Consider the following 21,735-nt stretch of genomic DNA (forward strand, 5'->3'; position numbering starts at 1 on the left):
GCCTCCCCCTTCAGTTGATGACCACCATCGTCTTGACGACCTGCTCGCAGGCCGCGCTCACGCGTTGTTCGAGCGGCGAGCCGGTGCCGTACTGGCACCCGATGTGGACGCGAGTCTTCCCCTGCACGACGACGTACCAGTCGACGCGCGCGCTCGGTTTGGTCTCGCGGTAGTAGATGACGGTCTTGCCGGCGTATTGCGCGTTGCCGTTGAAGCCGCTGTACTTGTCCGGCTTCAGGCGCGCCAGCGCGGCGAGTTCGTCGACGAGCTTCTGCCTGTCGGCCGTCGCGTCGTAGTCCATCACGTTCTCCTGGGCGACCACGAGATCGTCGCCGGTGAGGGATTCGCTGGGGTGGATCACCACCTGGCGGTTGGCGACGCGGTCGTCGGTCTGTGTCCAGTCCGGCGGCGCGATGAAGCGGTAGTCGTACTGGGCGAGCGTGCGGCCCTCCGGTTCGGCCTCCCCGCCGTTGACGGCGAAGAGGATGCCTCCGACGACCGCCGCGACGGCCACCACGGCCCCCGCGATGATCCAGGGCAGCTTTTTGTTCTTCTCGGCGGTCTTGGGTTCCCGGGCGGGCTCACCCGGCCGCCACGGCGGCGGTGCCGCTATCCCCTGCTGTCCCATCGGAGGCGACGGCGGCCCGTGCCGCGTCGCGTTTAGCGGGCTAAACGCGCTCTGCGGGGGTGGGCCGGGCGGGAACGGAGGACGCGGGGCATCGGGACGCCGGTCGGCCGGGGCGGGCGCGGGGCCACCGCCGACGCGGGAGACCGCGGAGCCCGCGAGCGAACCCGTCCGGTCCGGATCGATCAGCACCGCGCGCAGGGCACCGCGGGCGACCACTGTCTCCGGCTGATCCAGGGTCGTGGGTACGACACCGGTCCGCTCGTGCACCAGCCGGGACACCATCGGGATCCGGCTGGACCCGCCCACGAGGAAGATCGCCGTCAGCTGTTTCGGCCGCAGGCCGGAATCACCGATCGCGGCCACGGTCAGCTCGACCGCGCGGCCGAGCGGGCCCGCGATGAGCCGCTCGAGGTCTTCCCGGGTCACATGCGCGTCGGCGAACGGCGGCGGCATCGGGACGTCGGTGTACGCGTGCCGGGAGAGCGTCTCCTTCGCACCGCGCACGTCCTGCCGCAGGACGCGGCGCCGCCGTCTGTCCGTGAGCTCGCGGCCTTCGACCAGCTTCCGCCATTCCGGCGGGTCGACGGACGACACCAGCGACCCGACGTGCTCCAAGAGCGCCTGATCGACGTCCGCTCCCCCGAAGCTCGGATCGCCCCGCGTGGCCAGCACCTGGAACCCAGCGCGTTTAGCGGGCAAACTGCGATCCGCCGGGCTGCCGGGCATGCGCTGCACCACGGAGACGTCGACGGTGCCACCGCCGAGGTCGAGGACCGCCAGCGCGTCGCCGGGGCGGCCGCTGAACTCCACGGTGCGCTCGGAATTGAGGTCGGCCGGGGCGAACGTCGCCGCGTGGTAGACCGCCGCGGCGACCGGCTCCGGCACGAGCGCGACCTGACGCGCGAGCCCGCCCGCCGCCTGCCGGAGCAGCCGGGTGCGGGTCGCGCCCCAATCGGCGGGATGGGTCAGCACGAGCAGCTCGACCTCGGCGTCGCCGGCGAGCCGGCGCGCCTCGGTCACCGCGCGCTTCAGCACGGCGTGGACGACGTCGGTCACGCGCAGGACGTTGTCGCCCAGCAGCAGGTCGCCTTCGTCGATCCGGCGCTTCGGGTTCGGCTCGTAGCGCGACGGATCCACCGCCGCCTGCCGCTCCGCCTCCTGGCCGACGAACAGCGTCCCGTCCGGCGCGGCGTAGACCGCCGACGACATCAAGGGCTGCCCGTCCACCACGACGACCTGCGGCTCGCGGCCGTTGATCGAAGCGACTACGCAGGTGCTCGATGTCCCGAAGTCCACCGCTACCCGCACTGTCACAAGCCACTCCCGCAGATCGTCGTCGTCACCCCACGCCCGGCCCTTGCCTCACCTGGTTCCGCGGGAGGTCAGTCCGGCTGAATCCACGAGACCTGCATGAGCTGCTTGCCGTGCTTCCGGGTCACGAGGTTGCCTCGGCCCGGCGGCATCTGGCTCGGCTTCACGTTGGCGACGAGGTTGCCTTCGTCCCGCGAGCCGTTCATGACCATACCGGGCGCCGCGATCTCCCTGAGCTTGCCGAGGATCGGGTCGAACATCGCCCGGCTCGCGCCACCACTGCGGCGCACGACGACGATGTGCAGACCGACGTCCTTCGCCTGCGCGAGGAATTCGGCGAGCGGCTTCAGCGGGTTGCTCGTCTGCGTGGCAACCAGGTCGTAGTCGTCGACGATGACGAACAGCTCCGGACCGGTCCACCAGGACCGGGTCTTGAGCTGTTCCTGCGTGACGTCCGGGCCGGGGAGGCGCCGGGTCATCGACCCGTGCACGTCCTTGACCATGCTCTCCAGCTGCGCGGCGGACACCGCGTAACCGAGCAGCTGGTCCCCGCCGATGAAGCCGAGCATCGTGCGCCGGTAGTCGACGAGGATGATGACCGCTTCCTGCGTCGTGTACCGCTCGGTGATGCCCCTGGTGATCTGGCGCAGCAGGTTCGTCTTGCCCGACTCGCCGTCCGCGAACGCGTAGAAGTGCGAATCGGCGGCGAAGTCGAGATAGATCGGCTGGAGGTCTTCCTCGTTGACGCCGATCGGCACCAGCTTCGTGTTGCGCTTGGTGTCGATGCTGAGGACCTCGTCGTAGGTGACCATCTCCGGCAGCAGCCGGACCTGCGGCGCCGGGCGGCCCTTCCACGCGGCCTTGATCTTCGCGACCGCGTCGGCGACACCGGCGGCGACGTCGTCCGGGTTGCTCGATCCGTCGATGCGCGGAAGACCGGTCAGCAGGTGCAGCTTGTCCCTGGTGAGACCGCGGCCGGGGCGTCCGGCCGGGACGTTCACCGCGACCCGGCGGTCGATGTCCGACTCGCTCGGGTCACCGAGACGCAGCTCGAACCGGGTACCGATCATGTCCTTGATCGCCGGGCGGATGTCCGCCCACCTGTTCGCCGCGATGATGACGTGCACACCGTAGGAAAGACCCTGGGTGGCGAGCTTGGTGATCGAGGTCTCCAGCTCGTCGAAGTCGTCCCGCAGCGCCTTCCAGTTGTCGACGATCAGGAAGGCGTCACCGAAGGCGTCGTCCTCGGGCTTGATCTCGCCCCGTCGCTTGCGGTTGCGGAACTCGTTCATCGAGTCGATGCCCATCGCACCGAACCGGCCTTCCCGCTCGGTGAGCAGGGTGGTCAGCTCGGCCACGATGCGGCGGGCCTTGTCCGGCTCGCGCCGGGCGACGGCCACGCCACCGACGTGCGGCAGGCCCTGGAGACCGGCCAACGTACCGCCACCGAGGTCGAGCGCGTAGAACTGCGCTTCCTCGGGAGTGTGGGTCAGCGCCATCGACATGATCAGCGTCCGGAGCATGGTCGACTTGCCCGACTGCGGACCGCCGACGATCACACCGTGCCCGGCGCCACCGGAGAAGTCGGCCCACAGCAGGTCACGACGCTGCTCGTACGGACGGTCGACGATGCCCATCGGCACCTGCAGCCGCCCGTTGCCGAAGAATCCGACGGGGGAAAGACCGCGGTCGTCGGTGGGGTTCAGGTTCGGCAGCAGGGTGTCGAGCGAGTTCGGCTCCTTGAGCGGCGGCAGCCAGACCTCGTGCGCGGGCGGGCCCTGGCCGATCAGCCGGGACACGATCACGTCGAGCTCACTGGGCTCGACGGCCTCCTCCGACTTGGCCTCTTCCACCGGCGCGGCCTCGATCTGCTGCGGCTCCGGTTCCTTCGGCAGTTCGACGAAGTCCGGGACGAACAGCTGCGGGCGCTTGTCCGCGCGGACCACGGTCGCGACCGGTCCGGCGGCCTTGATGCCCGCGGGCCGGTACGGGCCCGAGACGTACGAGGCCTTGAAGCGGACCAGCGTCGAGGTGTCGTATTTGAGGTAACCGCCACCGGGCACGGACGGCAGCTCGAACGCGTCGGGCACGCCGATCGCGGCACGGGATTCCGCGGCGGAGAAGGTCTTCAGACCGATGCGGTAGGAAAGGTGCGAGTCGAGACCGCGCAGCTTGCCCTCTTCCAGCCGCTGCGACGCGAGGAGCATGTGCATCTGCAGCGACCGGCCGAGACGGCCGATGGCGACGAACAGGTCGATGAAGTCCGGCTTCGCGGCCAGCAGCTCGGAGAACTCGTCACAGACGATGAAGAGCGCGGGCAGCGGGTCGAGGTCGGCGCCGTTCTCGCGGGCCTTCTCGTACTCCCAGACGTTCTTGAAGTTACCGCCGTTCTTCAGCGCCTCCTGGCGCCTGTTCATCTCGCCCGCCAGCGCGTCCTTCATGCGGTCGACCAGCGTGACCTCGTCCGCGAGGTTGGTGATGACCGCGGAGACGTGCGGAGCGGCGTCCAGGCCGAGGAACGTCGCACCACCCTTGAAGTCGACGAGGACGAAGTTCAGCGTGCTCGACGAGTGCGTGGCGAGCATGCCCAGCACCAGGGTGCGGAGGAACTCCGACTTACCGGAACCGGTCGCCCCGATGCACAGGCCGTGCGGGCCCATGCCCTCCATCGCGGCTTCCTTGATGTCCAGCTCGACCGGCTGGCCGTACTCGCCGACGCCGAACGGGACGCGGTAGCGGTCTCGCACCGGGCGCGGCCGCCAGGCCTGCTGGACGTCGAAGGTCATCGGGTCGCCGGGGATGCCCAGCAGTTCGAGCAGACCGGGGTTGGACAGCAGCGGCTCTTCCTCGGCGGCGTCCTGCGCGGCGGTGCCGACGCGGTACGGCGCGAGAAGACGTGCCAGCGCTTCGGCCTCGACCACGCTGAGCGTGTCCGGACGGCCGAACCACTCGACGCCGCCGGCGCTGCGCGCGCCGAGGCGGTCTTCCTCGACGACCAACCGCAGACCACGACGGGCCGCGAGGTTGCCGATGGAGTCGGAAAGGTCGATCAGGGTGACGCCGACCAGACCCTCTTCGAGGATGATCTGCTCTTCGCGGGTGACCTCGGCGTCGTCGACGATGATGACGACGTGCGGCTGGTCCGGGGCGGGCGTCGCGTTGCGGGAGAAGCGCTGGCGGTCACGGAGTTCCTCGTCGAGCCACTGCTCGATCTGCGCGAGGGAGCCCGCCATCATCCGCAGCTGGCCGATACCGTCGGCGAGCGCCGGGTGCTGGGCGTGCGGCAGCCACTTCGCCCACTCCCACTCCTCCTTGGCGCGGCCGGCCGTGGCGACCGCGATGAGGACGTCGTCGGGGCTGTGGAAGGTGACCAGCTGGGCCAGCATCGCCCGGGTGAGGCCACGGGTGAGGCCGCGGTCGCCCTGCATGCTGACCGCGGCGAAACCGCGGAGGGTGATCTGGGTCGGCAGGTCCGGGACGATCGAGTGCGCGCGGACGAACCGGCGCAGGGCGAGCGTCGCGATCGGCTCCAGCTCGTCGACCGGGCCGGTCTGCGGCGGCACCAACCGCGTCGCGAGGCGGTGCGAGCTGCGGCCGACGCGGAGGTGGAGGAAGTCCTGGTCGTTCTGGCGGCGTTCCCACATCCGGCGGCTCGCGGCCAGCGACCACAGCGTCTGCGGGTCGGGGTGTACCCATTCGAGAGCGGCGCGCTGGTCGACCATGGCCTCGCGGGCCCTGTCGCGCATCTGGCCGAGATAACGCAGGTAGTCCTTGCGGTCCTCGTCCATCTCGGCCTTTTTGGCGCCGCCGCCCTTGCCCGCGCCGCCGGCCATCATGCCGACGGTGCTGAGCACCATCATGCCGCCCATCATCATCATCATGGGATTGCGTCCACCGGTGGTGAACATGAAGATCATCATGCCGATGGAGGCGAAGATCATCACCGCGGGAAGCAGCTTCATGACGATGTTGCCCGGGATGGTGCGCGGCACCTCAGGCGGCGGTTCGAGATGCACCTCGCCGCCCGGCGGCCGCGGCGCCGCCAGACGCGGTGACTTCTTGAACTGCAGCGTGCTCATCGAAGGACCCCTCTTCAAACTCGACGATGGCGGCCACCGTTGGTGCGCGTACTGGTGCGCGAGACAACCTATCGAACGTGGCCGGTGAAATCCGGACAACGCCGAGAACGGCCCCGGCCGGGGCCGTACGCATGTCGGGAGTGTAGGGCTCCGGCTCCGCCGACGTGCGTTTAGCGGGCTAAGTGCGATCCGGCGGCCCAGAGGCCCGACATGCGTTTAGCCCCCTAATCGCGATCCGGCGGTCGGTGGGCGCCCAGGGGCCCAGGGCTCCGGCGCGTCGCGATTAGGGGGCTAAAGTCGACGCGCCGGCAGCCGGTCTGAGGGGGCTCGGAGGCCTTTCTGGGGTCGCCTCTCCTACTTTTGCCGGTCTTTTTCCGACAGTCGATGATGTGGGCACCCGGGTTCGGTATAGGTTCCCCCGGGAGCAGACTCTCAGGGCAGGGGGAAGGCAGTGGCAACGGGCACGACGGTATTCAGCAGGGTGACGGTGGTCGCGCCACGCACCCGGATCGACGTGGCTTTGCCGGCTGACGTCGCGGTGGCGGACCTGCTGCCCATGCTGTTGGAGATGGCGAAGGAGGCGACGCCCGACGGCGGCGCCCGCCACGGCGGCTGGGCGCTGGCGAAGCTGGGCGACGCACCGCTCGACCCGAGCCGGACGCTCGCGTCCCTCGGCGTGGTCGACGGCGAACTGCTGCAGCTGCGCAAGCGCAACGAGAACCCGCCACCTCCGCTCTACGACGACGTTGTCGACGCGATCGCCGAATCGTCCCCGGACAGCTTCCGTCCGTGGACCAAGGAGACGGCGCGCCGCTTCGGGCACATCGCGGGCGGCCTGTCACTGTTCTTCGCCGCCCTTGCGCTCTTCACCAGTGGCTCTTTCTACGGCGGCAACGCGCTCGCCGCCGCGATCGCCGGCGGTGTCGGCGCGATCGCGTGCGTCGCGATCGGCGCGACACTGGCCAAGGCCTACCAGGCCGAGGCGACCGGCGTGCTGATCGCCGCCGCGGGCGGTCTGCCGCTGGCGTTCGTCAGCGGGTTCTACATCGTGCCGGGGCTGTCCCTGTGGGCGAACCTGCTCCTCGCGAGCACTCTCGTGATCATCGTGGCGGCGGTCTGCATCCTCGTCATCGGGCACGGGATCACCACCTTCATCGCGGCCGCGACGACGGCCACGATCTCGGCGCTGACCTTCCTGGCCGCGACCCTCATCGACACCCCGATCGCCGGGATCGCCGCCGGCGCCACCGCGTTCTCGCTGGCCTGCATCTCGATCCTGCCGCGCGCGACGATCAAGCTCGCCGCCCTTCCGACGCCGCACGTTCCCGGCAGCGCCGAAGAGCTCAAGGAAGACTCGGGCTTCCCGGACTACCGCGCCATCGAGCGCCGCACGGCGGTCGCCCACGAGTACATGACCGGCCTGCTGACCGGCTGCGGCGCGGCCACCGCGCTGTTCGCGATCATCGCCTCGACTTCGCCGACGGTCTTCGGTCCGATCCTCGGTGTGATCGCCACGTTGGTCCTGCTCCTCAGGGCACGGGCGTACGCGAACGGCGCGCAGGCCATCGCCCTGCTGACCACCGGCATGGTGTCCGGCGCGGGCATCCTGCTCGGCTGGATGTGGTCGGCGAGCCCGCTGAACCGCGTCCTGTTCGTGTTCGGCGCGCTGCTGCTGATCGGCGCCGGCGCGCTCGTGGTCGGCGTGATCTTCCCGAACCAGCGTTTCTCGCCGCCGCTGCGGCGGACGGTGGAGATCTTCGAGGCCGTCTTCATCGCGACGGTGCTCCCGCTGGCGCTCGGCGTCATGGATCTCTACACGACGCTGCGCCACCTCAACTTCAAGTGACGACCCGATCGGATGATGTTCTGATGGCCGTAGCGCGGAAGTCCAGGGGGACGCGCGTCCGCCACCTCGGCCTCGCCGGACGTACCGGAGCGGTGCTGCTGGCGGCCGGGATCGGTGTTCTCTCGCCGGCGTCGGTGGCTCTTCCCGCGTGGGCGCAGCAAAGCAGCGGCGCGCCGGACGCCGGTGGCTCCTACGCGATCCCGCCCCGGGTGGACCCGTCCAAGAGGCCGAACGACTCGGGGAAGCCGGACAAGACCTACGAGAAGAAGACCGAGTGCGTCCAGCGCAGCAAGCTGGGCGGCGACCAGGTCGACATCAAGAACCGGCCTTGGGGCCAGGAGTACCTGCAGATCGAAAAGGTGCACCAGCTGATGCGCGGTGCCAAGAAGTCGGTCGGCGGGGGCATCAAGGTCGCCGTGATCGACACCGGCGTGTCCGCGCACCCGTACTTCGGGGGCCGGGTCGAATCGGGTGGCGACTACGTCGCGACCCCCGGTGGAGGCAAGCCGCCCGGGCTCGAGGACTGCGACGGCCACGGCACCGAGGTGGCGGGCATCATCGCCGCGAACCCGCCCGACGCGAGTATCGGGTTCCGAGGGGTGGCGCCGGACGCGACGATCCTGTCGATCCGCCAGTCCAGCCAGAACTACGAGGAAGCGGAGAAGAAGGAAGAGCCGCCGCCACCGGTTTCTTCCAACAATCCGGCTCCCCCTTCTTCGTCGAACAATCCAGGTTCGCAGCTACCGCCGTCCTCTCAGGGGAACGGTGCTGCCGGCGGAACCGCACCGGGCCAGGACAAGGGCGGACGGCAACAGGAACAGGGCAAGACCGCCGGCACGCTGACCACGCTCGCGCAAGCGGTGGTCCGGGCCGTCGATCAGGGGTCCAATGTCATCAACATGTCGGTCGACAACTGCCGCTCGGCGACCGGCACCATCACCAAGGGCGAGCAGGAGCTTCAGGCGGCGGTGAACTACGCCGTCAATCGCAATGTGGTCGTCGTCGCGGCGGCGGGCAACGTCGGCGACAAGTGCCCGCAGAACGATCAACCGGATCCCAAGGCCCCCAAGACGATCGTCACTCCGCCTTGGTTCTCCGAAGACGTGTTGTCGGTCGCGGCGATCGACGAGACCGGCGGTGTCGCGGAGTTCAGCGTCCACGGGCCGTGGGTCAGTGTCGCCGCGCCGGGCACCAAGATCATCTCGCTGGACCCCGCGGAGGGATCCAGCAGCCTGGCCAACCTGACCATCGAGGGCGGCAAGGACCCCGGCCCCATCCAGGGGACCAGCTTCGCCGCCCCGTACGTCGCCGGCGTGGCCGCGCTCGTGCGCCAGAAGTTCCCGGAGCTGACAGCGCGTGAGGTGATGAACCGGATCATGGCGACGGCACAGCACCCTGCGGCTCCGGGCGGGCGGGACAACTTCGTCGGTTTCGGCGTCATCGACCCGATCGCGGCGCTCACGGCGATCGTGCCTGCGGAGGCGGACAAGGCCAAGCCGATCCAGCTGCCCGCGGACCTGCCGCCCGCGAACGACCGCGACCCGGCCCCGATGATCGTCGCGCTCGCCGGAACCGGTGGGGGTCTGGTGGCCCTGCTCGTCACGCTGTTCGTCGTGCACTCGGTCCGCCGCAACCGGCCGACCACCTCCCCAGGCCGCAAGACCCCGTAGGACCTGCGTTTAGCGGGCTAAGTGCGATCTGACGCGGACTCCCCTCCGAGCCGCCCGGATCGCACTTAGCCCGCTAAAGTCGCTCTGCCTACTTGGCGGGCTTGGGCTTCGGCGCGGGCTTCGCCGGCTTCTCGTCCTCACCGATCACGGGCGGGACGACCTGACCGGGCTCACCGACCACATCGGACGGCTTCGCCGCGGGCCGGGTCTTGGACTGGTGAGCCGCCTGGCCGCCCCCGCCCATGCCGCCCATCCCCATCATCGGCGCCATCCCCATCGGCATCATCGCCGATCCGGCCCCGGCGACCCCGTGCCCCTGAGCCGGAGCGGCCTGAACGGGCGCGATCTCCGGAACCAGCGCCTGCCCTTGCTCGGTCAGCGGCTCGTGCGAGCCGGTCTGCCTGCCGTCGGCCGCGGACGGCGACGTCGACTGCTCCTCCGCCGCCGCCCCGGAATCCGCCTCAGCGGGGGCCTTCTCGGGCACCGGCGCACCCTGCGCCTCGGAACCGTCGTGAAGCTTGAACTCGTCCTGCGGGTACCGGTGAGCGATTTCGATGCTTCGCGAGCCGGCGTCCGGATCGTCGACGCCGTCGCAAAACCGCACGAAGCCTTCGAGGACATTGCGTGCGGCTTCGTAGAGCGCTTTGGCCGACTCCTGTGCCTCCTCCAGCTGGTTCCGCGCCCGCCGAACGCCGCCGACCGGCAGCATCGCGGTCTCGGAGGTCAGTTCGGCCGTGTCGACCAGAATCTCGACGAGGTCGGTCAGGATGCGGCGGATCGACAGCACCAGTTCGTCGAGCGAGCTCGCCAGCGTGGTGAGGGCGTCTTCGACGTCGGAGCCCGCGGCGTTGATGTCCACGATGTACGCGACGAAGGCGTCAGCGTCCTTGCCGGACCACCCGGCGTCGAGACGTCCGAGGTCCTCCGACAGTTCTTTCGAGACGTTGCCCGCGGTCTTCGCCGCTTTCCGGAGCAGGTCTGCCTCGTCCTTCAAGTCCTCCCACCGCCCCGCCAGCGGGGTCAGGTAAGCCTCGACCGGATCGATCAGCCCCAGATGCCCGGACAGCTCCGAAACGAAGGCGAGATGGGGCGCCGCGGACTCGATCAACTCCTCACCGCCCGACCCTGTTGCGTTCAGCGGGCTAACCGCGATCGGGGGCGCCACAGGGCGTGCGGCCATGGGGTGCGGGATGGAATCCGTCGGGTTCTCCGATTCGGCGATCATGCGGTTCAGAGCTCCACTGCGCGCTTGATCGTCTGCGCGGCCTCGTCGTCGTGCCCGGCATGCCGCGCGGTCACCGTGTGCAGGGCCTCGGACGCCGACCTCAACGCGGCCGCGCCTTCCACCAGCTGCCGCCGGATCGCCTCGGCCGCCCGCCCGTAGGACGCACCGAGGCCCAGCTCCTCGCCCAGCGTGCCGTGGGACTCGACGGTGACGCCCGCACCCGTCACCTCCGCGGCCGCCAGCTCGAGCTCTCCGGCGGCCGCGTCCACCCGTTTCGCGTAGTCACCGACGACGTCGCCGTCGATCTTCAGGCCGGCCACTGCACCCTCCACTCACCCGATTCCGCTCGGGCGTTGAGACGCTCGCGCCGTCCGAGGGGTTCCCGTGCTCAGTTACCCGCCGGAGCCTGCGACTGCGTGGCGACCGAACCGGCCCTGTCGTCGATCGGCACCGTGTCGAACGTCCGGAGCACGTCCTGCGTGTTCAACGAAGCGCCGGTGGGCAGGATCCTGACGATGGACTCGGGCGCGGGCACCCGCTTGTTCAGCCCGATCGAATCCGCCGTGACGGCGTCGGGGACGCCGTACCGGATCCCGCGATCGGAGATCAGCTGGATCGGCCCCTTGTCGAAGGTCTCCTTGCCGGTCGCCGACTGGACGACCGCCGCGAAGCCGGGCTCCATGTAGAAGCTGTTGATCGGTGCGCCGACCGGCCCGGGGGTACCGATCTTGACGCCGGGCGCGGATCCGTCGGCGTTCCGGCCCTTCGGCAGCTTGTCGTCGACGAACACGGCCGTGTGCGCGTCCCGGGAGGCGCCTTCGCCCGTGATGGACCAGCTCAGGCAGGAGACCCGGGAGCCCTGGGTCGCGTTGAGCACCGTCGGCACGGTCTGGGGGTACGCGTCGAGCTCGACGACCTGGGAAACCCGCGTGAGATTGCGGATCGCGGCCAGCGGCACGGACGTGACCGAGGTGCTGCCGTCGTTCTTCCCGGTCTTCACGATGTCCGCGACGGCGGGCGAGATGGACTGGATGCCTTCCCTCGTGATGAGGTAGAAGTCCTTCCGCCCTTCGGCCTGCTCCGTGGAGAACACGTCGCCGACCTTCATGCCTTCGATCTGGTAGCTCGGGCTCTCACCCTTGCCCGGGACGTCCGGGAGCTTCAGCTCCGGAACCTCGGGGATCGCGTCCAGCAGGCCCTGCGAGATACCGCGGGGCTGATTGGGCAGCTTCAGCGCGGAACGGACGGCGTCGGCGTCAGGCTGGATCTCGGCCTTGACGGCGTTCGCGTTCCGGACGTTCGGGTCCGGCTTCTGCCGGTAGATCAGGTACTCCCGGCCGTTGGCACCCTTGGCCAGCAAGGCTTCGTTCTGGCCGAGCTCACGGCTTCCGAGCTGCTTCACGCCCGCGTAGACGGTCGTCTCCGTCTTCGTGAGGTCCGGCTGAGGCACGGACGGGTCGTACATGACCTCGTCGCACACACCCCAGTCCGGGGAGACCCGCTGAGTGTCCGTCGGCATCAGCTGCGGGCCGTTCGGAATACCCATGAGCTGGCCGCGGGGGATGTTCTTCAGCTGTTCATCCGAGACGACTGTGGGGTTCTTCACTTCGGAGGCCTGTGCGGGCCCGGAAGGCTTGGCACCCGCCTGCTGCGCCCCTTGTTTCGACTGCGCGATGATCAGCAGCCGCGCGGAGGCGAGGTTGAAGGTCGGGATCAATTTCTTCGGGTTCCCGGCCACGACGTAAACCGTTCCGGACTGCTCGCCGATGACGATGTTGCCCGCTTCCGGCACGGCAGGCTTCGGGCTCAGCAGGCCCCAGATGATGAAGACCAGGACGCCCAGCGCGGCCAGCACGACACCCACGATGGTGGCCCGTGTGTGCGTGCGCATCGGGTCGTGGAGCATGACGGCGTCGCGACGGACCAGCGCGGATTGCATCCGTCGCAGAACGAACTGATAAGCCTGAACTTGAGACTTAGTAGTCGGTGTTGATGGCATTCTCGACCTACAGTCCTCCCCGTCGCGGTACGGTTCCGCAGGATAGCCGTACGGGGACCGTCTGGTGTGGGGTTTCTACCAACTCCAGCTAGTGTCAAGTTCCTCGGGACCGGCTTTCCGGGTACGCAGCAAGCACGAGGGGAAGAGAAAGCGCGGATGTCCGTCACCACTCCACCACGTCCGCCCGGCCCTCCGGGGTCGCAACCTCCCGGTCGTCCGCCGGGGCCGCCGCCCAGGCCCGGCAGACCGGGTGGTCCGGGTGGCCCGGCCGGAGGCCCGGGAGGTCCCGGTGTTCCTCGCGGTCCAGGGGGCCCCGGCGGCCCTGGAGGGCCTGGCGGACCGCAGGGTCCTGGCGGCCCCGGTGGTCCCGGAGGGCCCAAGGGCCCCGGCGGGCCTGGTGGCCCAGGAGGTCCCGGTGGGCCTGGAGGGCCAGGCGGCCCGGGCGGTCCTCCGTCCGGCGGCCCCGGCCCGCAGTCCGGTCCTCCCCCCGCTCCGGCGGTACGGATCGCCGCGCCCGCGCGGCGCCGGACCGGCGGGATCAACCTCGGCCCGCTTCCCGTGGCGAACCTGGTCGTGCTCGAACTCGGGCTCGCGATCGGCCTCGTCCTGCTCGCGATCGACATGAAGCTGAAGTACGTCGCGATCGGCGTGCTCGCGTTCGCGATCATCATCGCGTTCCTGCGCTGGGGCGGCCGCTGGTTCACCCAATGGGCTGGACTCACCATGCGGTACATGTTCCGTTCGCACGATCGGGTGGCGAATCCGCTTCCGCCGAGCAGCATCGAGTCGCTCGCAGCAGAAGAGGACGCCGTCACCGGTCCCGACGACGCCCGCGTGAACCTGCTTCGCCTCGCCGTCCCCGATCTCGTCGTCGCGCACGGTGTCGACCACGAGCGCCAGCAGGTCGGCATCGCGTGGAACGACGGGACGTGGACCGCCGTCCTGCTCGTCGAACCCGCGCCCGCGCTGATCACCCAGGCGGGTGGCGCGCCGAGCCTGCCGCTGTCCGCGCTCGCGCCGTGCCTCGAAGACCGCGGCGTGGTCCTCGACTCGATCCAGATGATCTGGCACTGCTATCCGGGCAGCGCCGCGCTTCCGTCGGACTCGCCCGCCCTCAGCTCCTACATGGAGGTGCTCGGCCCGCTCCCCGCGGCGGCGCGGCGGACGACATGGGTCGCCATCCGGCTCGACCCGCGCCGGTGCCCGGCAGCCATCCGCGAACGCGGCGGCGGTGTCGTGGGAGCGCATCGTGCCCTGATCGGCGCGCTCTCGCGGGTGCGCAACGCCTTGGAATCGCAGGGCGTGCCGACCCGGCCGCTCGACCCGGACGAGCTGCTGCGGTCCAGCATTTCGGCCGCGGAACTGACCGCGGTCGCCGGTTCGCAGGGCAAGGTCGGTCTGCAGGAACGCTGGACCGGCGTCACCGCGGCAGGCATCGGTCACGCGAGCTACGCCATCACCAGCTGGCCGAAGGGCAAGATCAGCGGCAGCCTGAACGCGCTGACCAGTGTCCGCGCGCTGTCGGCGACGGTGGCGATGTCGATCTCGCCGTCCGCGGACGAAGGCAAGATCGGCCTGCGGGGAATCGTTCGCCTGAGCGCGCGGAACCCGCGTGAACTGGACGCGGCCGACCAGCGGCTGCAGGGCGTCTCGGACCGGCTGGGTGTGACGCTGACGCCGCTGCGCGGCCTGCAGATCTCCGGGTTCTCCGCGACTTTGCCGATCGGAGGCACGGCATGAGCACCCGCATGCGCGACGCCGGCCAGAGCGCCGGTGTCGCCCCGGAATTCACCGTCGACCCGGCGATGCTCGACGCGATCAGCCCTTCCGGTGATCGCGGCGGGATCGTCCTCGGCTCCGGGCTCAAGGGCGAGCCCCTGACGATCTCCGCGCTGCGCTCGACACCGACCCGGATCGTGCTCGTCGGTGGTCTTTACCTGGCGCGCCAGGTGGCGCTGAGGGCGATGGCGGTCGGGGCGTGGGTCGTCGTGGCGACCGGACGTCCGGCCGCGTGGCAGGTGCTTCCGCAGGCCGCGGGGAACCAGCCCAACGGCAGGCCTTCGCCGTTGGTGCAGATCCGGCGGCTGTCGCCGGTGGACCTTCCGCGGCCCTCCGAGGACGCTCCGTTGCTCGTGGTGACCGATGGCGGCCCGACACCGCAAGACCTGTTCCCGCCGCGGTCGCCGTGGCAGACGACGGTCTACGTGCTGCCGTACCTGCACCCGCAGGCCGGGGCGACCGCCAACGCGGCCGACCTGGTGCTGATGCAGCGGCTCCCGCCGGGACAGGCCGAGCTGGCCGCCCGGATCTGGCGGCTCCCGCCCCAGATGATGAAGCAGCTCACGACGTTGAAGGACGATCAGGTCGTCGCTCTGGGCCGGAACCTCTGGCGCCCTCTTCGCCTGGTCACCACGGCGAAAGAGCAGCAGATCCTGGGCCCCGTGCGCCGAGGCGACTGACCCGCCCGCGTCGACTTTAGCGGGCTAAGCGTGCTCTGCGGGGGCACTGTCCTTTTCGGACAGTGCCCCCGTTTTGCGTCTTGCCCGCGTCACGGTTAGGCCGCTAAACGCGATCCGAGGCGTGGGGTTTCTCCGTCAAGGGGGAATCGCGTCGGCTGTGGATAGACCGGGGGTTGTGGATAAACCACCCCCGAGCAGGCGGTCACGGCCTTGGGTTGTCGGTCATGTCGATCACTGTGTCGATATGACCAAACCCTTCGATTCGTCTCATCTTCCCGACGTCTTCCGCGGCTCGGAAGCGCGCAAGGCAGGCCTCATCACGGCCAGCCAGCTACGCGGGTCGAGTGTCCGCCGGCTGTTTCAGGACGTCTACACACGCGCTGATGTCGAGGTCACGCACGAGTTGCGTTGCCGAGGAGCCGCGTTGCTGGCGCCTTCCGAAGCGGTGCTGACCGGGCGATCGGCCGCGACCGTTCAAGGTGTCGAGTTGGCGAAACCCCATGATCCGGTCGAGATGGTCGTACCGGAGAAACATCGCTTCGGACCGATAGTCGGTATCAAGGTTCGGCGCACCGAAGTCACGCCCGAGGAATCGAGGCCGTGGAACGGCATTCGGATCGCCCGGAAAAGCCGAATCGCGCTGGATCTGCTTCTCCGGCTTTCTCCCCGCAAATCCGGTTGGGTGCGACGGCTCCGCATCGGCGTGCCGGATCTGGATCAGTTCATGAGGGCCGAGAGCCTGACCGATCTGCACCTCAACAGGGAGTTCTACGGCCGCCGCAACAGGGGAATCCGCTTGGCCAGACATGCTTTACGACTGTCCGACCCTCGCGCGGAGTCGCCCCCGGAGTCGGAGCTTCGCATCGTGCTGGCCGCCGGCGGTATCACGGTGACGCCTCAGCTTGAAGTCACCGCCCGAACCGGCCATTTTCTCGCTCGCCTCGACCTGGGGGACGAAAAGTTCAAAGTCGCCGTCGAATACGACGGCCGATGGCACAACACACCGAAGCAACGAGCCCACGATCGCAAACGCCGAAGACGCGTGGAGGCAGAAGGCTGGCGTTTCGTCATAGTCACCGCGGAGGACCTGGCGAACGACTTCGAAGGCATCGTCGAGTCCGTCTGGCGGGCCCGCCGCCGCGGCGCGTTTAGCCCGCTAACCGCGCCGCGCCCGGATCAGGAGGGAGTACGCATGGCGCGCGTTTGATCGGCACGGGAGGCTAGCTCCGCGTCCGGCGGGTAGTCGACCGCCATCAGCGTCAGGCCGTGCGCGGGGGCCACCGCACTGTCGCGCGTCCGGCTTTCCAGAACGTCGCCGGGCCAGCCCAGCGGACGGCGGCCGTCACCGACCAAGAGCAGTGCTCCCACCAGGCTGCGCACCATCGAGTGGCAGAACGCGTCGGCGGAGACGGCGACCTCGACCGCGTGCGGCCCGGTCCGCCGCCATTCGAGCCGCTGCAGCTCGCGAATGGTTGTCCCGCCCTCGCGCTGCTTGCAGAAGGCCGCAAAATCCTGAAGGCCCAGAAGAGCCTTCGATGCCTCGTTCATCGCGTCGATCGATAGCGGACGTCCCCAGGCCAGGGTGTCGTGACGCCGCAACGGATCCACACCCCACGGCGCGTCCGAAACGCGGTAAAGGTAGTGACGCCGCACGGCCGAGAACCGCGCGTCGAACCCAGGCGCAGCGACCCGGGCATCCAATACCCGCACGTCGCCCGGCAGGTACCGATTCCAGCGGTGACGCATCCGCCCCAGGTCAGGAATGCCGTGCTCGTCGACTTCCAGGCGACCGGATCGCGTTTTGCCCGCTAAAGTCGACACGTCGACGTGGACCACCTGGCCGGCCGCGTGCACACCGGCATCGGTGCGGCCGGCGACGACAACCGACTTCGGGACCGAAGCTCCTGGAGGCTGCTTCGCGAGCGCCTCTTCGAGGACTCCCTGCACCGTGCGCCGTCCGGGCTGCCGCGCCCAACCGGAGAAATCGGTGCCGTCGTAGGAAACATCCAGACGCAGACGAACGAGCCCGCCCTCCGCAGTGGGAGTGGCGGGCTCGTCCTGGGTGTTCGGTGCCGTCAGGACGTCAGTCCTTCTTGCTGTCCGCGTCCGCGGCGGGGGCCTCAGCGGCCTCGTCGGCGGCGGGAGCCTCGGTGGCCTCCGGAGCCTCGGTGGCGGCCGTGTCGGCAGCCTCAGGGGCCTCAGTGGTCTCCTCGGCGGCCGGGGCGGCAGCCTTCGGCTCGTCCTTGGCGAACTTCGTCTTGCGCGCGGCCTCGGCCTCGGCGGTGACGGTCTTCTCGGCCACCAGCTCGATGACGGCCATGGGGGCGTTGTCGCCCTTGCGCGCCATCGTCTTGGTGATCCGGGTGTAGCCACCCGGACGCTCCGCGAAGAACGGACCGATCTCGGCGATCAGCTTGTGCACGACGTCCTTGTCGCGCACGATGCGCTGGATCTGACGACGGTTGTGCAGGTCGCCCCGCTTCGCCTTCGTGATCAGCTTCTCGGCCAGCGGGCGCACCCGCCGGGCCTTCGCCTCGGTCGTCGTGATCTTGCCGTGCTCGAACAGCTGGGTGGCCAGGTTGGCCAGGATCAGCCGTTCGTGCGCGGGCGACCCGCCGAGACGGGGTCCCTTTGTGGGGGTGGGCATCGGTTCTCCTCGTTCAGCTCACAGCTGGAGGCCGTCGCTCCCCCACCCCTACTGGTGTGAGGGAGCCGTAGCTGGCCTTACAGCTGCTCCGTCTCTGCGTAGTCCTGGCCATCGTCGTGGCCGTTGTCCGAAATTCCGTCCGTGATGCTGTCGACGCCCTCGGACCAGCCTTCACCGTCGTAGCTGGCCGCGGCCGCGGTCGGGTCGAACCCGGGCGGGCTGTCCTTCAGCGCGAGGCCGAGACCGACGAGCTTGAGCTTGACCTCGTCGATCGACTTCGCACCGAAGTTGCGGATGTCCAGCAGGTCGGCCTCGCTGCGCGAGACCAGTTCGCCGACGGTGTGGATGCCCTCGCGCTTGAGGCAGTTGTACGACCGGACGGTGAGGTCCAGGTCCTCGATCGGCATCGCGTAGGCGGCGATGGTGTCCGCCTCCTGCGGCGACGGGCCGATCTCGATGCCTTCGGCGTCGACGTTCAGCTCGCGCGCGAGACCGAACAGCTCCACCAGCGTCTTACCGGCCGACGCGACAGCGTCCCGCGGCGTGATCGACGGCTTCGTCTCCACGTCCAGGATCAGCTTGTCGAAGTCGGTGCGCTGCTCGACACGAGTCGCCTCGACCTTGTAGGTCACCTTCAGCACCGGGGAGTAGATGGAGTCGACCGGGATCCGGCCGATCTCCGCGCCCGCCTGCTTGTTCTGCAGGGCCGGAACGTAACCGCGGCCGCGCTCGACGACGAGCTCGATCTCGAGCTTGCCCTTGCCGTTCAGCGACGCGATGTGCAGATCCGGGTTGTGCACGGTGACACCGGCCGGGGGCACGATGTCGGCGGCGGTGACCTCACCGGGGCCCTGCTTGCGCAGGTACATGGTGACCGGCTCGTCCTCTTCCGAGGAGACCACGAGTTCCTTGAGGTTCAGGATGATGTCGGTGACGTCTTCCTTCACCCCGGGAACGGTGGTGAACTCGTGCAGCACGCCGTCGATGCGGATGCTCGTCACGGCCGCGCCAGGAATGGACGACAGAAGCGTGCGCCGCAGCGAGTTGCCGAGCGTGTAGCCGAAGCCGGGCTCCAGCGGTTCGATGGTGAACCGGGAGCGGGTCTCGTTGACCGTCTCTTCGCCGAGAGCCGGTCGCTGGGAAATCAGCATCTTTCCTAATTCCTTTCCAAACGGCGCCCGCCATATGACACCGAAAGGGATGGCGAAACGGCGGCGCACTCCGGGCGCCGCCGCCCGTGCCCACATCGGGCCGGGGAAACCCCGGCCCGATGGTGGATCACTTCGAGTAGAGCTCGACGATCAGCTGTTCCTGGACCGGAACGTCGATCTGAGCGCGCTCCGGGAGCTGGTGGACCAGCACACGGAGGTTGGACGGAACGACCTGGAGCCACGCGGGAACGGGACGCTCGCCGAAGGACTCCTTGGCCGCGACGAAGGGCAGCATCGCGAACGACTTCGGCCGCACGTCGATGATGTCCCACTTCGTGACCTGGTAGGACGGGACGTTGACCTTGACGCCGTTGACCAGGAAGTGGCCGTGGCTCACCAGCTGACGCGCCTGACGGCGGGTGCGGGCGATGCCGGCGCGGTAGATCACGTTGTCCAGCCGGGACTCGAGGATCTGCAGCAGGTTCTCACCGGTCTTACCCGGACGCCGGACGGCTTCCTTGTAGTACCGGACGAACTGACGCTCGAGAACGCCGTAGGTGTAGCGAGCCTTCTGCTTCTCCTGCGACTGCAGGAGGTACTCGGACTCCTTGATGCGCCCGCGGCCGTGCTGGCCCGGCGGGTAGGGGCGACGCTCGAAAGCCTGGTCGCCGCCGATGAGGTCAACCTTGAGGCGACGCGAAATACGCGTCGCGGGGCCGGTGTAACGAGCCATTTCTTCTTACTCCTCCCCGTTCCTCAGACCCGGCGCCGCTTGGGCGGGCGGCAGCCGTTGTGAGGCTGCGGGGTCACGTCCTGGATGGTGCCGACCTCGAGGCCGGCCGCCTGCAGCGAGCGGATCGCCGTCTCGCGGCCCGAACCCGGGCCCTTTACGAAAACGTCGACCTTCTTCATGCCGTGCTCGGCAGCCTTGCGGGCGGCGTTCTCGGCGGCCATCTGCGCGGCGAACGGGGTGGACTTACGCGAGCCCTTGAAGCCCACGTGACCACTCGACGCCCACGCGATCACGGCACCGGTCGGGTCCGTGATCGAGACGATGGTGTTGTTGAAGGTGCTCTTGATGTGCGCGTGACCGTGCGCGACATTCTTCTTTTCCTTACGGCGGACCTTCTTGGCCCCCGCCGCAGTACGAGACTTCGGTGGCATGTTTTGAGGGTTCTCCTGTTAGCGCGCGTTCTCTTGGTGAGCGGCGACCGCTTCGGCCTGTCCGCGCCGGATGATCGAACCGGCGTCGGTGTACAGGTTGCGGAGCGCCATCGGGCGGGCGTAGAGCGCCTTGGGCGAGACACAAGCCGAGCCACGACGGCGGACGCCGCCCATCTGCACGACCTTCTTGCCCTGGACGCTCACTTCTTGCCAGCCTTCTTCTTGCCGGCGACCGTCTTCTTCGGACCCTTACGGGTGCGGGCGTTCGTCTTGGTGCGCTGACCACGGACGGGAAGTCCGCGGCGCCAGCGAAGGCCCTCGTAGCACCCGATCTCGATCTTCCGACGGATGTCGGCGTTCACCTCGCGGCGAAGGTCACCCTCGACCTTGAAGTTCTCCTCGATGTAGACCCGCAGCTTGGCGAGGTCGTCATCGCTCAGATCCTTGACGCGAGTGTCCGCGTTGAGCTCGGCAGCCGCGATGAGCTGCTTCGAGCGGGTACGGCCGATGCCGTAGATGTAGGTCAGCGCGATCTCCAACCGCTTTTCGCGGGGGAGGTCTACGCCAGCGAGTCGTGCCATTGGCGTTGATGCTCCTTCATAGAATTCATCTTCAGGTCTGCTCCCCGTCCGGTCCCGGGACCGACTCGCCTGTCGTGCCCTCTGCTTGCGCTTCGGGTGTCCCGGCCTCGGCCTGAAGTCCGAGGGTGAACCGGGCCGTTCGCACGGCCCGGCAGGTGCGGGGAGATTGTGTAGCCGTCAATCCACTCTGTACGAGTGCGAGTGATCAGCCCTGCCGCTGCTTGTGCCGCAGGTTTTCGCAGATCACCATGATCCGGCCGTGACGGCGGATCACCTTGCACTTGTCGCAGATCTTCTTGACGCTCGGCTGAACCTTCACGTCTCCTGCTCTCCTGCTTGTGCTAACTCGTCGTGATCACTTGTAGCGATAGACGATGCGACCACGTGACAAGTCGTAGGGCGAGAGCTCCACGACAACCCTGTCCTCGGGCAGGATGCGGATGTAGTGCTGCCGCATCTTGCCGCTGATGTGTGCAAGGACCTTGTGGCCGTTCTCCAACTCGACGCGGAACATCGCGTTGGGGAGCGGCTCGACTACGCGGCCTTCGACCTCGATGGCCCCGTCTTTCTTGCCCATGTCCTCCGCATTTCCTGTCGCTACGCTGTGTTATCAGTCAGAGCTTGAGTGCTTGGCTGGGTGGTGCATCGGCACACTCCTGCCCGGGTCCAATGTCCGTTCGCGAGAAGTCACGAGCGCGCAGGATCCGGGCGCGATGAGTACACCGACTTGACAGTGTACGCAACCCGTGTCGCGAGCCCCAAACGGGGGTGACTGTGTTAGTGACCCCTGAGCCCGCCTGATGCGACCTCCACCATCGTACGCCCTCGCCGACCTGCGTTTAGCGGGCAAATCGCGAACCAGTGGGCCCGCGACCTGGGGGCGCTCGGCAGGTGAGGTCAACCGGCCGAGGCAGCGGGCGGACGCTCCGCCGACCAGCGGGCACACTTGCGTTTAGCAGCCTAACTGCGATCTGG

The 21,735-nt window shown here is 68.7% G+C and carries 19 protein-coding genes; 5 read left to right on the forward strand and 14 right to left on the reverse strand.

The window, feature by feature from the left end; translation table 11 throughout:
- Positions 1–10: 10 nt before the first annotated feature.
- Both CVV72_RS25440 and eccCa read right to left on the reverse strand, forming a co-directional pair.
- A complete protein-coding gene (locus CVV72_RS25440; protein WP_219146114.1) occupies positions 11–1,942 on the reverse strand; it encodes a type VII secretion-associated protein in 1,932 nt (643 codons plus the stop codon).
- Between the two features lie 68 nt (positions 1,943–2,010).
- Positions 2,011–6,018 carry a type VII secretion protein EccCa gene (eccCa, locus tag CVV72_RS25445; RefSeq protein ID WP_034304297.1) on the reverse strand — a complete coding sequence of 1,336 codons (4,008 nt, stop codon included), beginning with the start codon at positions 6,016–6,018 and terminating at the stop codon, positions 2,011–2,013.
- Between the two features lie 481 nt (positions 6,019–6,499).
- On the opposite strand from eccCa, the gene eccD reads away from it, so the two are divergent.
- Together eccD and mycP are read left to right on the forward strand one after the other, a co-directional pair.
- Complete coding sequence (gene eccD / locus CVV72_RS25450; RefSeq protein ID WP_219154114.1) at positions 6,500–7,864, forward strand: type VII secretion integral membrane protein EccD; 1,365 nt, start codon at positions 6,500–6,502, stop codon at positions 7,862–7,864.
- A 23-nt stretch (positions 7,865–7,887) separates the two neighbouring features.
- On the forward strand, positions 7,888–9,534 hold the full coding sequence (gene mycP / locus CVV72_RS25455; protein WP_219146115.1) for a type VII secretion-associated serine protease mycosin: 1,647 nt from the start codon (positions 7,888–7,890) through the stop codon (positions 9,532–9,534).
- Positions 9,535–9,622: 88 nt separating this feature from the next.
- Here the strand turns inward: mycP and CVV72_RS25460 are convergent, their stop codons facing one another.
- The 3 genes from CVV72_RS25460 to eccB form a co-directional block, all read right to left on the reverse strand.
- A complete protein-coding gene (locus tag CVV72_RS25460; RefSeq protein WP_219146116.1) occupies positions 9,623–10,759 on the reverse strand; it encodes a WXG100 family type VII secretion target in 1,137 nt (378 codons plus the stop codon).
- 5 nt (positions 10,760–10,764) lie between these two features.
- On the reverse strand, positions 10,765–11,079 hold the full coding sequence (locus tag CVV72_RS25465; RefSeq protein ID WP_219146117.1) for a hypothetical protein: 315 nt from the start codon (positions 11,077–11,079) through the stop codon (positions 10,765–10,767).
- Between the two features lie 68 nt (positions 11,080–11,147).
- A complete protein-coding gene (gene eccB, locus CVV72_RS25470; protein ID WP_255632257.1) occupies positions 11,148–12,698 on the reverse strand; it encodes a type VII secretion protein EccB in 1,551 nt (516 codons plus the stop codon).
- 618 nt (positions 12,699–13,316) lie between these two features.
- Here eccB and eccE point away from each other — a divergent pair.
- The 3 genes from eccE to CVV72_RS25485 all read left to right on the forward strand — a co-directional run bounded on the left by eccE (position 13,317) and on the right by CVV72_RS25485 (position 16,424).
- Positions 13,317–14,498, forward strand: a complete 1,182-nt coding sequence (gene eccE / locus CVV72_RS25475) for a type VII secretion protein EccE (RefSeq protein WP_034304283.1) — start codon at positions 13,317–13,319, stop codon at positions 14,496–14,498.
- Positions 14,495–15,217 (forward strand): hypothetical protein, encoded by a 723-nt coding sequence (locus CVV72_RS25480; protein ID WP_007031058.1) that lies wholly within the window; start codon positions 14,495–14,497, stop codon positions 15,215–15,217. Before eccE ends, CVV72_RS25480 begins: the two co-directional genes overlap by 4 nt.
- A 244-nt stretch (positions 15,218–15,461) precedes the next feature.
- Positions 15,462–16,424 (forward strand): endonuclease domain-containing protein, encoded by a 963-nt coding sequence (locus tag CVV72_RS25485; RefSeq protein WP_219146119.1) that lies wholly within the window; start codon positions 15,462–15,464, stop codon positions 16,422–16,424.
- On the opposite strand, the gene truA is transcribed toward CVV72_RS25485, so the two are convergent.
- The 9 genes from truA to infA form a co-directional block, all read right to left on the reverse strand.
- Positions 16,394–17,227, reverse strand: coding sequence for a tRNA pseudouridine(38-40) synthase TruA (gene truA, locus CVV72_RS25490; protein WP_255632792.1), 834 nt, complete (start codon positions 17,225–17,227; stop codon positions 16,394–16,396). The two genes, CVV72_RS25485 and truA, sit on opposite strands and share 31 nt — an antisense overlap.
- A gap of 73 nt (positions 17,228–17,300) precedes the next feature.
- A complete protein-coding gene (gene rplQ / locus CVV72_RS25495) occupies positions 17,301–17,864 on the reverse strand; it encodes a 50S ribosomal protein L17 (RefSeq protein ID WP_219146120.1) in 564 nt (187 codons plus the stop codon).
- Between the two features lie 77 nt (positions 17,865–17,941).
- Complete coding sequence (locus CVV72_RS25500; protein ID WP_005166811.1) at positions 17,942–19,015, reverse strand: DNA-directed RNA polymerase subunit alpha; 1,074 nt, start codon at positions 19,013–19,015, stop codon at positions 17,942–17,944.
- A gap of 127 nt (positions 19,016–19,142) precedes the next feature.
- A complete protein-coding gene (rpsD, locus tag CVV72_RS25505; protein ID WP_007031054.1) occupies positions 19,143–19,748 on the reverse strand; it encodes a 30S ribosomal protein S4 in 606 nt (201 codons plus the stop codon).
- Between the two features lie 23 nt (positions 19,749–19,771).
- Positions 19,772–20,179 (reverse strand): 30S ribosomal protein S11, encoded by a 408-nt coding sequence (gene rpsK, locus CVV72_RS25510; RefSeq protein WP_004558885.1) that lies wholly within the window; start codon positions 20,177–20,179, stop codon positions 19,772–19,774.
- An 18-nt stretch (positions 20,180–20,197) separates the two neighbouring features.
- On the reverse strand, positions 20,198–20,383 hold the full coding sequence (locus CVV72_RS25515; RefSeq protein ID WP_034304268.1) for a hypothetical protein: 186 nt from the start codon (positions 20,381–20,383) through the stop codon (positions 20,198–20,200).
- On the reverse strand, positions 20,380–20,760 hold the full coding sequence (gene rpsM / locus CVV72_RS25520; protein WP_005166805.1) for a 30S ribosomal protein S13: 381 nt from the start codon (positions 20,758–20,760) through the stop codon (positions 20,380–20,382). Before rpsM ends, CVV72_RS25515 begins: the two co-directional genes overlap by 4 nt.
- A gap of 205 nt (positions 20,761–20,965) precedes the next feature.
- Positions 20,966–21,079: a 50S ribosomal protein L36 gene (gene rpmJ / locus CVV72_RS25525; RefSeq protein WP_004558882.1), complete on the reverse strand. Its 114-nt coding sequence runs from the start codon at positions 21,077–21,079 to the stop codon at positions 20,966–20,968.
- A 36-nt stretch (positions 21,080–21,115) separates the two neighbouring features.
- Positions 21,116–21,337, reverse strand: a complete 222-nt coding sequence (infA, locus tag CVV72_RS25530; protein WP_005166804.1) for a translation initiation factor IF-1 — start codon at positions 21,335–21,337, stop codon at positions 21,116–21,118.
- Positions 21,338–21,735 lie beyond the last annotated feature (398 nt).

The sequence above is a fragment of the Amycolatopsis sp. TNS106 genome (assembly GCF_019330265.1).
GTDB lineage: Bacteria > Actinomycetota > Actinomycetes > Mycobacteriales > Pseudonocardiaceae > Amycolatopsis > Amycolatopsis lurida.

Bases quoted from the DNA above. Each gene is read 5' to 3' on its own strand.
- eccCa (WP_034304297.1), bottom strand. From the start codon at position 6,018: ATGAGCACGCTGCAGTTCAAGAAGTCACCGCGTCTGGCGGCGCCGCGG.
- mycP (WP_219146115.1), top strand. From the start codon at position 7,888: ATGGCCGTAGCGCGGAAGTCCAGGGGGACGCGCGTCCGCCACCTCGGC.
- CVV72_RS25460 (WP_219146116.1), bottom strand. From the start codon at position 10,759: ATGATCGCCGAATCGGAGAACCCGACGGATTCCATCCCGCACCCCATG.
- eccB (WP_255632257.1), bottom strand. From the start codon at position 12,698: ATGCAATCCGCGCTGGTCCGTCGCGACGCCGTCATGCTCCACGACCCG.
- CVV72_RS25480 (WP_007031058.1), top strand. From the start codon at position 14,495: ATGAGCACCCGCATGCGCGACGCCGGCCAGAGCGCCGGTGTCGCCCCG.
- CVV72_RS25485 (WP_219146119.1), top strand. From the start codon at position 15,462: ATGACCAAACCCTTCGATTCGTCTCATCTTCCCGACGTCTTCCGCGGC.
- rplQ (WP_219146120.1), bottom strand. From the start codon at position 17,864: ATGCCCACCCCCACAAAGGGACCCCGTCTCGGCGGGTCGCCCGCGCAC.
- CVV72_RS25500 (WP_005166811.1), bottom strand. From the start codon at position 19,015: ATGCTGATTTCCCAGCGACCGGCTCTCGGCGAAGAGACGGTCAACGAG.
- rpsD (WP_007031054.1), bottom strand. From the start codon at position 19,748: ATGGCTCGTTACACCGGCCCCGCGACGCGTATTTCGCGTCGCCTCAAG.
- rpsK (WP_004558885.1), bottom strand. From the start codon at position 20,179: ATGCCACCGAAGTCTCGTACTGCGGCGGGGGCCAAGAAGGTCCGCCGT.
- rpsM (WP_005166805.1), bottom strand. From the start codon at position 20,760: ATGGCACGACTCGCTGGCGTAGACCTCCCCCGCGAAAAGCGGTTGGAG.
- infA (WP_005166804.1), bottom strand. From the start codon at position 21,337: ATGGGCAAGAAAGACGGGGCCATCGAGGTCGAAGGCCGCGTAGTCGAG.